This window comes from Ravibacter arvi (assembly GCF_039540405.1).
Classification (GTDB): domain Bacteria; phylum Bacteroidota; class Bacteroidia; order Cytophagales; family Spirosomataceae; genus Ravibacter; species Ravibacter arvi.
Window position 1 is genome coordinate 47697 of the sequence record NZ_BAABEY010000011.1, and the last position, 15847, is coordinate 63543.

Here is a 15847-nt window from a genome sequence, read left to right on the forward strand (position 1 = left end):
ACTGCGACCTGGGGGCCAGATCAACAGTAAAAAGGGCCGGTATTGTTCACGCTGATTATACCTGATCGAGCATCTCTGCTTCCTTCACTACCAAAAAACGTTCCGCATCAAGAGCGGCCATACAACCGGTACCTGCCGCCGTTATCGCCTGACGATAGACATTATCCTGTGCGTCACCACAGGCAAATACACCTTCTACATTGGTTTTGGTGGAGCCGGGAATTGTCTTGATATACCCGTGATCGTCCATCTCCAGGTATTCGCTGAACACTTCTGTATTGGGTTTATGGCCTATGGCGACAAAAAAACCGGTAACCGCAAGGGTTTGCTGGGTCTCGGTAACATTATTGCGCACCACCACGCCTTCCAGAACATCTTCTCCAAGCAACTCAACCGCCTCAGTATTCCACAACACTTCTACGTTCTCCAGAGAAAGCAGCCTTCTTTGCATGATTTTCGATGCACGCAATTCGTCACGTCTAACCAGGAGATAGACCTTGCTGCACAATTTAGCCAGGTAAGATGCTTCTTCAAGGGCCGTATCACCACCGCCCACAACCGCTACCTCCTGTTTCCGGAAAAAGAATCCGTCACATACCGCGCAGGCCGAAACGCCTTTGCCATTCAACCGGTCCTCACCCGGAAGCCCCAGCCACTTAGCAGATGCACCGGTGGCGATCAGTACGGTCCTGGCTTCGATTTCTTTTTTACCATCGACGACTACACGGTGGGGATAACCGGAAAAATGAACGCTGGTTACCATTCCGTAACGTATATCTGCTTCGAAGCGCAGCGCCTGCTTTTCAAAATCCTGCATCATCTCCGGTCCGCCTATTCCCAACGGGTATCCCGGGTAATTTTCCACGTCGGTCGTGGTGGTGAGCTGGCCGCCAGGCTGGCCGCCCTGATAGAGTACCGGTTTCATACCTGCGCGGGCAGCATAGATTGCGGCAGTATATCCGGCAGGCCCCGAACCAATTATTAAACATTCAACTTTTTCTATCGACATGATTCCGGGGTATTGTTACTAATCGAACTATAATTAAAACTTTTTTATCACATTCAGAACACCCGGGCTGTTCTCCGGGAGCCTCTTATTCACTGACAACAAAAATCTGCCCAAAAGTGCGCCATTTTATAAAAAAAAACAACCCGTTTACAGAATGCGCCATTCAATCCTCCGGTTCACGCTCCGGTTTTCGTCAGATACGTTGGGTACTTTCGGAGCGCTTTCCCCAAAGCCCTTAAACCGCAACCGTCCTCCCGAAATACCTTTGGATGTCAAGTAGTTAACTACCGATTCGGCTCTTTTTTCCGAAAGCTTGAAATTATCGTTTTCCGAACCGACATCATCGGTGTGGCCCGAGACCTCGATCTCAAGCCCGTTATTCGCCTCCAGGAAAGCCACGAGCTTGTTCAGCTCAAGCTTTGACTTCTCGCTCAGCCTGAAATCACCGGTATCAAAGAAAACATTGGTCAGTATTTCGGATTTATCCTTCTTCACGCGTTCTATGAGGATGTCCTTCTTCACCGGCGCCTCCGAATCCGCAATGTCAAACGACATGCTTTTGAAAAGATACCCTGCTCTTTCCACATACAATGCGTAGTGACTGTCTTTGTTCACTACGGCCAGGTACTCGCCTGAAGTTTCATCGGAAGTAAAACCGGAAACCAATTGTTGGGTTGCGAGATCATAGAGGCGCAGTTGCGCCTGCACAGGCTGCCTGGTTTCGCTGTCAAGAACCCGTCCTTTAATATAGCGGGTCGGTGTAAAAAGCGGCTTCAATTCTGGCGGAATTGCAAACGTATACAATTTGGAAAGCCGCCCCTTTCCTGTCTCCGTACGGTCCTCTGTATAATAGGCTGTTTCCCCGTCCGCAGTAATGAACAGTCCCACCTGGTCGGCGCTGTTATTGATCGGGTAGCCCAGGTTTACCGGCTTTGCCTGACCGCCTTCCTGCAGGTCGATCATGAAAATATCGAAGCTCCCCATACCCGGCAACCCTTTTGAGGCGTAAAACAGCGTGCGCCCGTTGGCGTGAATGAAGGGTGCATTTTCATCGTCGGGGGTATTAATGGTTTCACCGAGATTGACCGGCGGCCCCCAGCTTCCATTTTCCAGCTTTTCCGACTTCCAGATGTCGGACTTCCCGACGCCGCCCGGACGATCGGAGGCAAAGTAAAGCACGCTGCCGTCGGCGCTGAGCGAAGGCTGCGACTCCCAGAACCGGCTATTGACCGGCTCTCCGATACCTGTCGGCCGCGACCATTTGCCGTTCTTTTGAAAGCTGATGTAAAGATCGCAGCTTCCCAGGCCGTCCTGTCGGTTGCAGCCGGTAAAAACCAGCGTATGTCCGTCTGCTGAAATTGTACAGGTCCCTTCGTTACTGGTGGTGTTGATCTGATCGGACAACGAAACTGGAGCCGACCAATTTCCATCCCGTTTTGACGAAAGAAAGATGTTCTCATCACCCCCGTTTTCCAGGCCGGTAAAAATCAGCGTTTCTTCATCGGCGGTCAATACCGGGAAAAATTGCATAGGAAGGTGATTCACCGTATCGCTCAGCGGAACGCGTTCAATATTGGAAGGATTTCGCTTGGCCTTTTGGGCAAATTCTGCGGACTCCAACTGGCGCTTTGCCAGGCGCACCAGGTTATTGGGTTTCTGCCCGGTGTTGAGATCAATGACCTTTTGCCAATACCTGGCCGATAATTCGTATTTCTCCTCCGACTGGGCTTTCCGGGCCAACCACTGGTAGGCCGGCATAGCCTCGACTGCATCCGGGGCCACCTCAATGGCCCGTGTATAATGCTGTGCTACGAGATCACTGTGTTTTTGCCATTCGTAAACCTGGGCCAGTCTCATATGACCGGACAGGTAACCCGGCTCGTTTTCAACAAGCTGCCTGTACAAGCCGGCGGCCTTTTCAAGGTCTCTTTGTTCCCAGGCCTTCAGCGCCTTTTCTTCCAAATCGCGGTTCCTCCGACTCAACTGCGGAGCCTGGGCCCAGGCCCCGCCTGCTGTCAGGAACCATACACCGAAGAATAGGACGACCTTGCGCATCAGGGAATATTCATGTATTTATGTGTCTGAAGCGACATGCGCCATCGGGGGTTGTCCTTGATAAAGTCAACGATCTGATCGGTCATCTGGTCTTTTCTTCCCCACTCCACCTGCAAGATCAGGTGACAGCCGGCCGGAACCCGTTCCGCATGATACGCCGCAAATTCAAAATCACTTTTGTTGTACACGATCACTTTCAATTCGTCCGCGTGCCGGTAAATACCGGGGTGCGGATCTTTAAACTTTTTCGGGGAGAAGCAAACCCAGTCCCAATCCCCCGATAAGGGATGTGCCCCCGAGGTTTCTATATTGGTTTGAAACCCGGCCGCTTTCAACGAAGCAGTCAGCGGTTCCAAATCATACATCAGCGGTTCTCCACCAGTAATAACTGCCAAACGGCCCGGATATTGCAGGGCCCCGGATACAATTTGATCAACGGTCACACGCGGGTGCTTATCCGCATCCCACGACGCTTTCACGTCACACCAATGGCACCCCACATCACACCCGCCCAGCCTAATGAAATAAGCGGCCTTTCCGCTGTGCATACCCTCCCCCTGCAAGGTATAAAAGGCCTCCATCACGGGGAAACTTACTTCCTGAATCTCAATTGTTTTGATAGCCATTCCTTCCTTCAAAAAAAACCTTACCCAACTTGCCTTATGCCCGAGGTTTTCTCCGGCAAAGAAGCGAAATTAAACAAAATACCTGACCGAAAGCTTAACACATTTGTGCATTTGTTCCTAGCTTTGGCCGAATATCCGCCAGGTGACAGCGCGTACTGCCGCTTTACCGCCTGCAAAACCTAATCACAGGCCATGATGCATTCCAATATCCGGCACATTATTTTCGATCTTGGCGATGTTATTCTCAACATCGATATTCCCAGAACCGTGCATGCTTTCTCTTTGCTGACCGGACGAAGCGATGAAGAACTCTTTCTGTTGTTCCGGGAAAACGAGCTTTTCAGACGCTTTGAAACCGGCAGCCTGTCTGCGCCCGGCTTCAGGAATCTCGTCCGCGAAGTACTGGAGATGCCTCAGCTTCAGGATGACCAGATCGACACCGCCTGGAATGCACTGCTCCTGGATATCCCACCGGCCCGCGTCACCCTCCTGCAGCAGCTTGCCACGCGATACGAATTGTATCTTCTCAGCAATACCAGCAGCATCCACATCGACAAAGTGAATCTTATACTGAAAGAAAGCAGCGGCGTTCCCCAGCTTCATGACCTGTTCAAGAAAGTATTCCTTTCCTATGAAATGGGAATTATGAAACCTGATCCTGTCATCTATGAAATGGTGCTCGAGCAGGCCGGCATAGAAGCACAGCATACCTTGTTCCTGGACGACAACCACGACAATATCATCGCCGCCAACCGGTTGGGTATCCAAACCATCCACGTTCAAAAACCCCCCACCATTCTCGAATACCTGGTTCCTTATGCCTGAGAATCGCCGCACCCTTACCATCCAGCTGGCCTTGTTCCTGATTACCCTTGTAACGACCACACTGGCCGGAACCGAGTGGATGCACGGACATCTGTTTTTCTTTTCCGATAAAGCCTTCGGATGGCAGGAATTCTGCCAGGGGTTCCAATTTTCCATCCCTTTTCTCGGGGTGCTTACCGTACATGAATTCGGGCACTATTTTGTTGCCCGGCGCCACCGGGTGCGGGTATCGCTCCCCTACTATATCCCGTTGTGGTTCGGCATATCCCCGAGCATCGGGACCATGGGCGCCTTTATTAAGATCAGGGAACAGGTCCAATCCCGGATTAAATTCTTTGATATCGGAATAGCCGGACCGCTGGCCGGTTTCGTGGTAGCCTTGCTGGTGTTATGGTACGGGTTTACACACCTGCCGCCTCCCGAGCATATATTCACGATTCACCCGGAGTACCTGGAGCATGGACTCTCCTACCCGCATTTTGTATACGAGAATGCGGCGGGCAACATTGCCCTGGGCGACAACCTGGTTTTCTGGTTTTTCAAGAGTTATGTCGCCGACCCGGCGCTCCTGCCGCACCGCTTTGAAATCATTCACTATCCTTACCTTTTCGCGGGTTACCTGGCGCTCTTTTTTACCGCGCTCAACCTGATCCCGATCGGGCAGCTCGACGGCGGTCATATACTTTACGGGTTGATTGGTAAAAAGAAGTTTGATATTGTAGCGCCCACCCTCTACGTATTGGCACTGACTTATTCCGGCATCGGCCTTTACACACTGATCGAGTTTTCCCTCTTTACCAACGAGGAATTTTATAGCGGGCTCCTCTCGCTGGCGCTGTATGCCATATTTCTATTTATCTGCCTGCGAAAAGTCTTCGAAAACCCGTTGAATGCGCTGATGCTCGCGCTGGGCGTCGTGCTGGCGCAGCTATTGATCGCGCATTTTTTCCCGGGCATTACCGGCTACCCCGTTTTCCTGTTTTTCCTGTTCATCCTGGGGCGGTTCCTGGGGATATACCACCCGGAAACACCCGATGAACGGCCCCTGGGAGCCGGGCGCGTGGTACTGGGTATTGTAGCGCTGCTGGTTTTCGTCCTGTGCTTCAGCCCGCAGCCATTTATTGAGCTGTAGACCAATCCGGGACTATATACGCCCCCATTTGCCACCGATATAGCGGACCAAAGCCAGGGAGGCTTCTATTTCGTCCTTCCGTATGGCTACGCTCTCAACGTTAAAGCCGATCGGAACACAGAGATCTGCCGCATGTGCAATGAGTTCGTCTACGATCCTGGTACAGGCATCAACTGATTTGGATAACATATCCGCAGAGGCCTCCAGCTCGCTTTTCAGCCAAACCGGTATCTCAATCCCCAGCCACTCCATAAAGTGCAGTGTTTTGGACGACCCGCAAGGAGTAATGGTAAAGATTATCGGAACAGGCGTCTCGCCGGTCTTTTTCAGGTAATCGCAATAGTCAAGGAGCAATTGCCGCGCATTCTGAATATTATATACGCACTGGGAAATAAAAAAGCGGCACCCCGACTCAGTTTTTGCAACTACCCGCAAATGTTCGTCAGACTTCCGGATATGTCTTTCGGGAATCGTCACACCGCCTATTAGCCTGGCCTGCGGGTAGGAACGGCTGATCCGGTAGGCATCCTGCAGCGAAAGCCCGGCATTCGACAGCCTGGACGGAGCGCCGACCAGCACCATGAAGTCAACCGAACGTCCCTCCGTCCCCAGCCATTCGGCAAACGTATCCTGCGTATATCTCCCAACTCCGTTGTAGATAATTTTGGGAAGCCTCAGATCGCCAAGGTAGTCTCGGCTGTAAACCCACGGATCGATGGTTTCTATAAACGGGAAAGGCCGCGGGGAAGCATTCCTGGCCGACTCATCCTGTATGTCGTAAAGAACAAGGCCGTCAATATCCAGACCGGCAATCCGCGCGAGCTGGCGCGCTGCTATCTCCGCGATCTTCTCAGGGGCGTGACCGAGCTTCGGCGGCGTAATTCCATACAGCAATATCCCGGATTCCCGGTTTTCAATTTTTGATCGCAACATATTATTCTGAACAAAAGAAACTAACGCCTACCCCATCCATGCTTTCCGCCGCAAATATAGCACACCCATTAAAGACAAAAAATCTATTATTTAGCCAATTACAAGAATAATGATTCATTAAAACCGAAACTGTCATCATTTTTTATCTTTAAATAAGATTCATATCAAAAAAAACTTCGCCAGGGAGAGATTATGTGAGTACTGTACTAATTTTGTCTGAACGCACCGGCTTCCTCCGAAGCAACTGTATCAAAGCATAAAATGATCATTCGCTCTATTATTTCCTTTGTCTGCACCGGCGCTGTAGCCATTTCCATCTGCCTGTCTGCTTCCTGTACGCGCGACGTCCGGAACGAAGAGCGGGCCGAGGTAGAAAAGCCCTCAGGGCTCATCCGGTACGCAAAGGGGTTCCGGCTTGATGACCGGGGTGACTACCATCTGCTCCGCATTTTCAGTCCCTTTCAACCGGGCGATACCGTGCAGTATATCTTGCTGAAGAAAACTGCGCCGGTGCCGGGCGGGTTCAATCCTGAACAGATTATTCGCACGCCCATCAATTCTATAGCCGTTACTTCCAGTCTTCATGTCGGCGCAGTAGACCAGTTGGAGGCGTGGAACAACCTGGCTGCGGTCGGCGACGGTTCCCAGGTATATTCGGCCCGTATAAGAGACCGCATTGCCGCTGGCTCCATCCGTGAAATTCAAAAAGGCGGTCAGATTAACCAGGAGAGCGTCATCGACTTGCACCCCGACGTGCTTATGGTAACCGGTAGTCCTGATGCCGGTCACGACGCCTATGCCGGTATCCAGGCATCGGGTATACCCGTGATTGTCAATTCGGAGTGGATGGAGACCTCGCCGCTGGGACGCGCCGAATGGATTAAACTGATGGCCGTTTTATTTGACAAGCTCAATTTTGCCCAGCATCAATTTGCACTTGTGGCCTCCAATTACGAGCGCCTGGCAGAAAAAGTAAGAAGTGCGCCGGGCAGCAGGCCAAAGGTTCTGCTTGGGAATGAATTTCAGGGCACGTGGCATATGCCCGGCGGAAAGAGTTTCATGGCCGCGTTACTGAAAGACGCAGGCGCCGACTACCCCTGGAAGGACAACGACCAGACCGGCGGTATACCGCTTGCGTTTGAGTCTGTTTACCCGGTTGCACTGGAAGCCGACGCCTGGCTGAATATTTTCCTGCCGGCTACAGATATGGGAAAGGCCGCTTTGCTTTCAGCGGATCCGCGTTACCAGGCTTTCAAACCCGTACAGAACAATCGCCTGTATTCCTTCAACGGGCGCCTGGCTGAAAACGGGGCCAACGACTATTGGGAATCGTCCGCTTACCGCCCCGATCTGCTTTTGGCCGACTATGTGCACATTTTGCACCCGGATGTTCTTTCTCCGCATGCGCTTTACTATTGCAATGAACTGAAACCTTAGTCCGGCTTTGAATGACTCCGTCAAAACATATGTTTGGTTCTCGCTGCTGGCATTCCTGCTGGTAGTGCTTTTCGTGACCGACATCCTTGTCGGGACCGTACGCATCCCGCTTCCTGACGCGCTTTCTATCCTGTCCGGTAAAGACCACGACCATATTGCGTGGAGTCATATCCTCTTTCAGATCCGGGTTCCCAAGGCTTTCACGGCAGTATTTGCAGGCTCAGCCTTATCGGTTTGCGGCCTTCAGATGCAAACCTTGTTCAGGAATCCGCTCGCAAGCCCTTCTGAACTGGGAATCAGCGCGGGGGCAGCTTTAGGGACCGGTCTGTTTATCTTTTTCCTTGACCAGGGCGTCGGCATCCAGCTGCACCGGCTTGGCATCGGCGCTTCGTGGATGATTGCTTTGGCCGCTGCAACCGGGGCCGGAGCGGTTTTCTCGCTACTGCTGATCATCAGCCGGTTTGTAAAAGACAACGTGGTGTTGCTGATTGTAGGGCTCATGCTTGGCACGCTCACCCTGGCCATCACCGGCCTCTGGCAGTACTTCAGCCGACCTGAACAACTCCAGGCTTTCGTTTCGTGGACCTTCGGGAGCCTGGGCGTTTCAGGCGGACCGCGGCTGACCGTGCTGGCTTCGGCTACGATAGCCGGGCTGCTGTTTTCTTTCTTCCTTTCCAAGACGCTTAATGCGCTGTTACTGGGTGAGAACTACGCCTCCAACCTGGGTATTTCTCCCCGGAAGGCCCGAACGCTTATTTTGCTCAACACCTGCCTGCTTACCGGTGTTGTCACTGCGTTCTGCGGCCCTATCGGTTTTGTCGGTATTGCGGTACCCCATGTCATGAGATCTCTTTTCGCTACCTCCAACCATATGATTTTAATGCCTGCCTGTTGTCTTGGAGGTGCGCTGGCCCTGTTGTGTTGTGACCTGATCGCGCAGCTTCCGGGCAATGGCATTGTACTTCCGATCAACATCGCGACGTCTCTTGCCGGCGCGCCGGCCGTCATTTGGATCATACTGAAAATGAACAACCTGAGAAATTCGTTTTAACGCAGATGATTGAAGCAAAAGAGCTGGTTATCGGGTACAGAGCCTACAAAAACGAGAGACTGGTCGCCGGTGGCCTGAACTTCACCCTTCCGGATGGACGCCTAACCGCCTTACTCGGTCCGAACGGATCCGGGAAGTCGACCCTGATCCGCACTCTCTCCGGCCTGCAGCCCGTCATTTCGGGTGATGTTCTGCTGGACGACGTAAGCCTGTCTTCGCGGAGCCGGGTCGAGCTTTCGAAAAGGCTCTCCATCGTCCTCCAGGAACCGATCAGGGGCACGCATCTTTCCGTATTCGAACTGGTTGCCCTGGGAAGAATTCCCCACACGAACCGAATGGGCAACCTGGCCGGTCCGGACCTCGAAAAGGTATACGAAAGCCTCAATGCCACGGGGATTACGGCGCTATCCACTCGCAAAATCAGCCAGTTAAGCGATGGCGAACTACAAAGAGCCATGATCGCAAAGGCGCTCGCCCAGGAAACTCACTATATACTGCTTGACGAGCCTACAGCTCACCTCGATGTTCTAGGAAAGATTGAATTAATCGATAAACTGAGATCGCTTACCACCTCGAAAACCATTCTGTTTTCTACTCACGATGTGGAACTGGCGCTCCAGATGGCTGATCACATCTGGCTGATAGATGAAAACGGAACCGTAAAAACCGGTGCTCCGGAGGACCTGGTCCTGGAGGGAAGCATCGGGAACATCTACTCCCGGAACCAGGAGTGGGGGTTTGACAACCAGACCGGCCAGATTCTCGTTCCGCTCATCAACCGATCGGGAGGCTGTTCGGTAGAAGGATCCGGCCTGGCATATGAGTGGACATTAAAGGCCCTGAAGAGAACGGGGTACGCTGTAAATACCGGCTCAGGAACCGCCGGGCCGACAATACGTGTTGCCGCGTCCGGCGCCCGGCCGCAATGGATGCTAGTCCGGGAAAATACCGTCCTTGAGGCTCGAAGCATCCAACAGCTCCTTGACCTGCTGTCGTCCCGCCCCTAGCGCTATTTTCTCCCGAAATCCGCCGGGTTTTCGCCCCAGTAAGTAGTCTCCCATTTCAGAACCGGGTTTTTGAACTTGTTAGCCGCAAGCCAGCGCTCTGCCCGCTGCAGCAACTCGAAAACCGGCTTGTTGCGGGGAGTCAGCTCGAGCTTGGTATTCGCATGTTTTTTCATGACCCAACCGATGGCCGTCTTCGAATCCGAATAGACGGGAATTTCACTGTTGAGTCGTTGCAGGTAAGACAAGGCATGGACAATCGCCAGGAACTCGCCGATATTATTGGTAGCATCGGCAAAAGGCCCCATGAGAAACAGTTTTTCTTTGGTCTGCAGATACAAGCCCTGGTACTCCATATCACCGGTGGCGGTATTCCAGGCTGCATCTACTACCAGGCTGTTGAGAATGGGTTTCCCGATCGAAGCCGGCGCAGGCTTAATCTCGGGCTTTGCCCCTCCTTTCCGGACAAATTCCCAGTAACTTCTCTGGATAGCTTTTTCCGCTTCCTGAAGTGTATCAAACGATTTATACTGGGCTCCCTCCATCCCTTTTATTTGCTTTTCACACTCTTTCCAATCGGTAAATACACCTGTCTTTCTCCCCTGCCACACAACATAGTATTTCTGCTTTTTTGCCATACGTCTGGTTAACTAAACTCCCGGAAAGGCTGCCGCCTGCTCCATTGTGGGGCAAATATACGCCATCGGGCTGCGAATAGCGATTCTGTCGGCGGAGTTTGCCGGTTGAAAAAAAACAAGGCAGGAAGAAATCAATCGAGGCCGGACAAATAACCCAGTTTTACCAGGTCGGTCGCATTGTTTACGGCGAGGGATGCCCCGTTTCGCAGCAGGTAAAGCCTGTCGCTCAGGTTCAAAATTCCCCGTATATTACCTTTAAGAGAGAAGATTTCCCGGTACCATTTCTGCCCAAAAGCCCGGTAACCTTCCCGGTTTCTGCCTTCAGGTACACACGCTGAAGAATCTTTTTCAAACCGAAAGTCAAGAATACGCCGTCGACTTCGAGGATATGGGGCATAGGTGGGGGGGAGGTGTGAGCGGTGAGGTGTGAGGTGTAAGGTGTAAGGTGGGCTTGCGCTTCAATGCTCATTGCTTTTTGCCAATAGCGCGGCCCCGGTCAGGAAGATCATCATATCCAGCATAAAAACGGATACCAGGATTACATTGCGGCTCAAGCCGAGATTCCTGTAATAATAAAATTGACTCCTTTTGTATTGATACACTAAGGCCAGAACCAGTATCAACGAAAGAATCTTAAATTTAAATGCCAAACCAAATACCTTCAAGACATCCGGACTGGCGCTGTAAAGTAAAAACGCGGAGGGCAGCAGAGTAGCCAGGCAAAAACTTTTGTAAAACCGGAAAATGAGGTTTAGTGTTTTCAATTACTGACCGGGCTCTGGTTACTAAAGAAGCAAGATACGAATATTCTCCGGATGGGCGCAAACCCTGTCATTCCGTCTGCAAAACCCGGTCACTCCAGCCCCAATCCCGTCATTCCGAGAAAGAAGTTTTTTGCGAAAACACCTTGTAGCGGAGATGACAAATAGATCTTGTCAATAGAAGTCAATGATGCCGGAGGCTACCACCCGGATGGTCATCCTGAAGCGCAGCGCAGCGGAGCCGAAGGATCTCCTGTTGCCAGCAAAAAAGCCTATTAAACGGATTGGGTACAAGGACAGGGAGATCCCTCCGCTACGGTCGGGATGACCGTCCGGAGGGCGCGCCCATCCGCAGTATCGTCAATGGTAGCGCATCTGCCGGAGGGTCATCCTGAGCGGAACGTAGTGGAGCCGAAGGATCTCCTGTTATTAGAAAAATTCTATTTAAAGGCTTGGGTCCGGGGAGCGGGAGATTCCTCGACTCCACTCCGTTGCGCTCGGAATGACCGTCCGGCAACCCCGCCTTCCGGTTGGAATGACGGGAGGAGGAAGGGCGGGACTATCTCACTACCGTTTCCGGTTCGCGGCCCGGAACATTCCATACCGTGGCGCCGATATACCTTTCAGGGCCTGTTATCACGTCAGTAAAATAATAGATGGCAACCACCTGTCCGTCAGGTCGCTGGACGATTTTCGGATAGCCGACATCGCGCGCAGATCCATCGCTTCTCAATACATATTCTTTGCTCCACGTTTTGCCGTTGTCCGAGCTGAGCTTGGCCAGGATAGCCGCGTTCTTACCGGTCGACGGGTCGGACCGATAGGCATATACCAGGCAAATCCTGCCATCTTTCAGCCTGATCATTGCGGGCGGGCTTCCGCCTGCTCCGGTATTCTCTACAGCATCGTCAAACGCACGCCAGGATTTCCCATTGTTCCGGGAATAATAGGTACTGATAAAGTTACGATCCCCTTCACGGTTCCGGATCGTAACCAGCAATTCGCGCCTCGACAACCTGACAGCTGCCGGCATAATGGCAAACCCCTCCGGCTCCGGACCGATAGGTGAAACCATTGACCAGGTCAAACCGCCATCTTCGGTCTTCGCGCAGATAACCCGGCCCTCTTTCCCGTTTGACTTTGTTGCCGTCAAAAAAAGCAGGCATTCTTTTTCACTATCCACAATATACTCCGTGCGCGCTTCGAGGCCGGTCATCCCAAAATCGGGAAGCGTATAGGGCCCGCTCCAACCTTTGCCTTTGTTGGTGGAAAACCAGAAATTGGATTTTTTATTTTTGGTAAACCGGGTTACAAAAGCCAGGTTCGGATTTTCAAAATTAATGGGCCGGGATAGTTTCTGCGGCTTGGGCAGTGCGACATCTGTCCGCTGTGTCCCGAATTCAGATTCAAAAACCAGTTTTCCGTCTTTAGCTGGATCTTCGATTGTCCAGGTCTCGCCGCCGTCAAGGCTCCGCGCCAACACATGAATTTCTGTTTTTTCCCGGTCAATAAAATGGATGCTCTTCTCCGATTCACGGTGATAACCGATAGAAAATCCGGCGAGAATTTCATTGCCCCAGCTCCAGATGCCTGTGTTTGCCGGCCATCCGGCGTACCTGCCCGGTTCGTAGTAAACTTTGTAGTGCTTTAGCTCTTCCGTTCTGACCTGGGCCTGCAAGCCGGTGGATATCAGTAAAACAGAAGCTGTTACCCAAGAAAAATGACGCATACTAAATGGAAACAAAAATAATTAAACGAATACCAAGGGTTCGACGGGAAACAGAACGAGATGCCGCCGGGAGGGTCCGATCAGTAAATCGTCGGTTGTTTCCGCCTTTTGAGAAAATACGAAAATAGTTAAAATTCCTTTAATGGGCACAATCCAGGTCTCGCTGCCGCATTTATTGCTTTCACTGACAGGCGGCATTGCCGTCATCATGATCCTCACCGCCAGATTCAGGTTACACGCCTTTTTCGCCTTGCTTATTGCCTGTTTTGTAGTCGGGATCAGCGTCGGGATGCCTGCTCAGACGATTCTTTCACACATAAAGGAGGGCTTCGGACATGTGATGAAAGCCCTGGCGCTCATTATCGTTCTGGGTACCGCATTGGGGGTCCTGCTAGAAAAATCGGGGAGCACCCAGGTCATGGCCGAGTGGATCCTGAGGCGGACCGGAGAGCGAAAAGCCCCCATGGCCATGGGCATTACGGGTTTTGTGGTGGGACTGCCGATTTTCTGTGATTCCGGGTACATTGTATTAAGCGGCCTGGCCAATTCGCTGGCAAAAAGAACGGGTATTTCAATGGCAATACTTGCAGGCGCGCTGGCTACGGGACTTTACTCAGTACATTGCCTTATTCCGCCGCACCCGGGAATGAGCGCTGCAGCCGCACAGTTACAGGTCGATTTCGGAAAACTGATCCTTACGGGCCTTGTAGTAGCGGTCCCCTCCAGCATAGTCGGGTACCTCTGGACGTCTTATATGGGCAAAAAAACGGATCAACGCCAGGTACATACAGGAACTGCGGTCCAAGCGGGAGAAAATACAGGCCGGCCGTCTGCTGCTATGTCTTTTCTCCCGGTTGCATTGCCCATTCTCCTGATCGCCCTCAAGCCCTTCTTTGATCCGGAACAAACCGGTTGGACCGGGGAAATACTGGCCTTGCTGGGTGAGCCGGCCATTGCACTCGGCCTCGGTATTTTCCTCGCGCTCTTTAATTTTTCCGGCGCAAAAGGAAGAAGCATGATCTCCGGATCCCTCTCAGATGCTGCTGAGAAAGCAGGCGGCATCCTGGTAATCATAGGGGCAGGCGGTGCTTTCGGGGCAGTGCTTGCCGCTACCAACCCGGCCGCTCATTTTTCATCAATGGCTGAGAACAGCTCGCTCGGATTGCTGTTCCCCTTCCTGGTTGCCTGTGTTCTGAAAACCGCGCAGGGCTCTTCCACAGTAGCGGTTATTACCACCGCTTCACTGCTTCACCCGCTGCTCCCGGTACTCGACCTGGACAGCGAAACCGGCACTCTTCTGGCAGTATTAAGTATGGGGGCCGGCTCCATGATGATTTCGCACGCCAACGATGCGTACTTCTGGGTGATTGCCAAGTTTTCCGGGCTTGATATGAAAACCATGCTCAGCGTCTACACGCTGGCATCAGTCTGGATGGGCCTGACTGCCCTCCTTGCCATATACGGATTGTGGTGGTTGCTGTTGTAGGTGGGGGGAAATCGGAAGTCGGAGATCGGAAATCGGAAATCGGAGATTGGAGATCGGAAGTCGGAGAATGGAAGTGGAGATTGGAAATCAGCGCGCCGATTTCCGATTTCCCACTTCCGATCTCTCTCTCTCATATAAACCCTTCGCGCAGCATTGCGGCTTTCAGCTTTGCGCCAAGTTCGTCGGAAGCCTTGATAAGCGGAAGACGTACTTCAGAAGACGACCATCCTTTGATTTCAAGACACTTTTTGATCCCCACAGGATTCGATTCGACATACAGCAATGTGTCAAAATCAATAAACGAGTATTGAATCGCTGCAGCTTCTTCGAAGCGTCCTTCAAGCGCGTGCCAGGTCATTTTACCAAATTCAGACGGAAATGCATTGGCGATTACCGAGATCACGCCATGCCAGCCTACGCTTACCATAGGAGTGACCAGGTTGTCATCACCTGATAAGAGCAGGAAATCCTTGGGCGCCTTCCAGGCCAGCTGCATGGCAAACTCAAGACTGCTGGTGGCATCCTTGATCCCGATAATATTAGGGTGTTGGGCAAGCTTGAGTACGGTGTCGAGCGAAAGGGACACGACAGTACGGCCCGGAACGTTGTAAAGGATGACAGGCACAGGCGACGCGTCCGCTATCGCTGTAAAATGCGCCACAAGACCGGCCTGGGGCGGCTTGTTATAATACGGCGTCACCGACAAAACGGCATCGACACCATCAAGGTCAGCCGCTGCGATTGCCTCCAGCACCGAACGGGTATCGTTGCCGCCGATTCCATAAACAATAGGAAGTTTCTTCGGGTTATTCTGCTTAGTAAGTTCGAGCAGGCGTTTCTTTTCGGCCGGCGTTACAGTCGGTGACTCGCCTGTTGTACCCTGCACAACAAAATAGTCTACTCCGCCTTCGGCCAAATAGCCTAGCAAACGCACATACGCGTCAAAATCTACTTCATGCTGCTCGTTAAACGGCGTAACTACCGCTACGCCCACTCCCTTGAATCGTTGGTCAACTGACATCCTAATTGCTATTGTTCCGGGAACGACAAATACCCGGTTGGTTTATTCTTCTACTGAAACGTGCGGGGCGGTGTGCCGTAAGGCATGAGGAGTGAGGTCTCAGGTGTCCGGCGCCTGCCCGGCGCTTCAACCTCGTGGCT

14 protein-coding genes are annotated in these 15847 nt (G+C 52.2%); 6 read left to right on the forward strand and 8 right to left on the reverse strand.

Translation table 11 applies throughout. The features are described 5' to 3' along the window. Positions 1-55 precede the first annotated feature (55 nt). The 3 genes from trxB to ABD852_RS04910 all read right to left on the reverse strand — a co-directional run bounded on the left by trxB (position 56) and on the right by ABD852_RS04910 (position 3690). Positions 56-1009: a thioredoxin-disulfide reductase gene (gene trxB / locus ABD852_RS04900; protein ID WP_345026907.1), complete on the reverse strand. Its 954-nt coding sequence runs from the start codon at positions 1007-1009 to the stop codon at positions 56-58. Positions 1010-1156: 147 nt separating this feature from the next. Further along, a complete protein-coding gene (locus ABD852_RS04905; protein ID WP_345026908.1) occupies positions 1157-3064 on the reverse strand; it encodes an OmpA family protein in 1908 nt (635 codons plus the stop codon). Next, the gene (locus tag ABD852_RS04910) at positions 3064-3690 is read right to left on the reverse strand and encodes a 7-carboxy-7-deazaguanine synthase QueE (RefSeq protein WP_345026909.1); all 627 of its coding nucleotides are present in this window, start codon (positions 3688-3690) and stop codon (positions 3064-3066) included. Before ABD852_RS04910 ends, ABD852_RS04905 begins: the two co-directional genes overlap by 1 nt. Before the next feature lie 192 nt (positions 3691-3882). On the opposite strand from ABD852_RS04910, the gene ABD852_RS04915 reads away from it, so the two are divergent. Continuing rightward, complete coding sequence (locus ABD852_RS04915; protein ID WP_345026910.1) at positions 3883-4515, forward strand: HAD family hydrolase; 633 nt, start codon at positions 3883-3885, stop codon at positions 4513-4515. Further along, on the forward strand, positions 4508-5647 hold the full coding sequence (locus ABD852_RS04920; protein WP_345026911.1) for a site-2 protease family protein: 1140 nt from the start codon (positions 4508-4510) through the stop codon (positions 5645-5647). The genes ABD852_RS04915 and ABD852_RS04920 overlap by 8 nt, the downstream gene beginning before the upstream one ends. Before the next feature lie 12 nt (positions 5648-5659). Here the strand turns inward: ABD852_RS04920 and ABD852_RS04925 are convergent, their stop codons facing one another. Further along, positions 5660-6580 carry a methylenetetrahydrofolate reductase gene (locus tag ABD852_RS04925; protein WP_345026912.1) on the reverse strand — a complete coding sequence of 307 codons (921 nt, stop codon included), beginning with the start codon at positions 6578-6580 and terminating at the stop codon, positions 5660-5662. Positions 6581-6841: 261 nt separating this feature from the next. On the opposite strand from ABD852_RS04925, the gene ABD852_RS04930 reads away from it, so the two are divergent. From ABD852_RS04930 to ABD852_RS04940, 3 genes are read left to right on the forward strand one after another with little or no spacing between them, the layout of a single operon-like run. Continuing rightward, positions 6842-8017 (forward strand): ABC transporter substrate-binding protein, encoded by a 1176-nt coding sequence (locus tag ABD852_RS04930; RefSeq protein WP_345026913.1) that lies wholly within the window; start codon positions 6842-6844, stop codon positions 8015-8017. Positions 8018-8024: 7 nt separating this feature from the next. After that, positions 8025-9068 (forward strand): iron chelate uptake ABC transporter family permease subunit, encoded by a 1044-nt coding sequence (locus tag ABD852_RS04935; protein WP_345026914.1) that lies wholly within the window; start codon positions 8025-8027, stop codon positions 9066-9068. Between the two features lie 5 nt (positions 9069-9073). Then, complete coding sequence (locus tag ABD852_RS04940) at positions 9074-10075, forward strand: ABC transporter ATP-binding protein (RefSeq protein WP_345026915.1); 1002 nt, start codon at positions 9074-9076, stop codon at positions 10073-10075. 2 nt (positions 10076-10077) lie between these two features. On the opposite strand, the gene ABD852_RS04945 is transcribed toward ABD852_RS04940, so the two are convergent. From ABD852_RS04945 to ABD852_RS04955, 3 genes are all read right to left on the reverse strand, one after another. Continuing rightward, positions 10078-10710, reverse strand: coding sequence for a ribonuclease H1 domain-containing protein (locus ABD852_RS04945; RefSeq protein WP_345026916.1), 633 nt, complete (start codon positions 10708-10710; stop codon positions 10078-10080). 232 nt (positions 10711-10942) lie between these two features. After that, on the reverse strand, positions 10943-11107 hold the full coding sequence (locus tag ABD852_RS04950; protein WP_345026917.1) for an ATP-binding cassette domain-containing protein: 165 nt from the start codon (positions 11105-11107) through the stop codon (positions 10943-10945). A gap of 923 nt (positions 11108-12030) precedes the next feature. Next, positions 12031-13200, reverse strand: coding sequence for a sialidase family protein (locus tag ABD852_RS04955; protein WP_345026918.1), 1170 nt, complete (start codon positions 13198-13200; stop codon positions 12031-12033). A 142-nt stretch (positions 13201-13342) separates the two neighbouring features. On the opposite strand from ABD852_RS04955, the gene ABD852_RS04960 reads away from it, so the two are divergent. Beyond that, complete coding sequence (locus ABD852_RS04960; protein ID WP_345026919.1) at positions 13343-14686, forward strand: GntP family permease; 1344 nt, start codon at positions 13343-13345, stop codon at positions 14684-14686. Between the two features lie 130 nt (positions 14687-14816). On the opposite strand, the gene dapA is transcribed toward ABD852_RS04960, so the two are convergent. Further along, complete coding sequence (gene dapA, locus ABD852_RS04965; protein ID WP_345026920.1) at positions 14817-15707, reverse strand: 4-hydroxy-tetrahydrodipicolinate synthase; 891 nt, start codon at positions 15705-15707, stop codon at positions 14817-14819. Positions 15708-15847 lie beyond the last annotated feature (140 nt).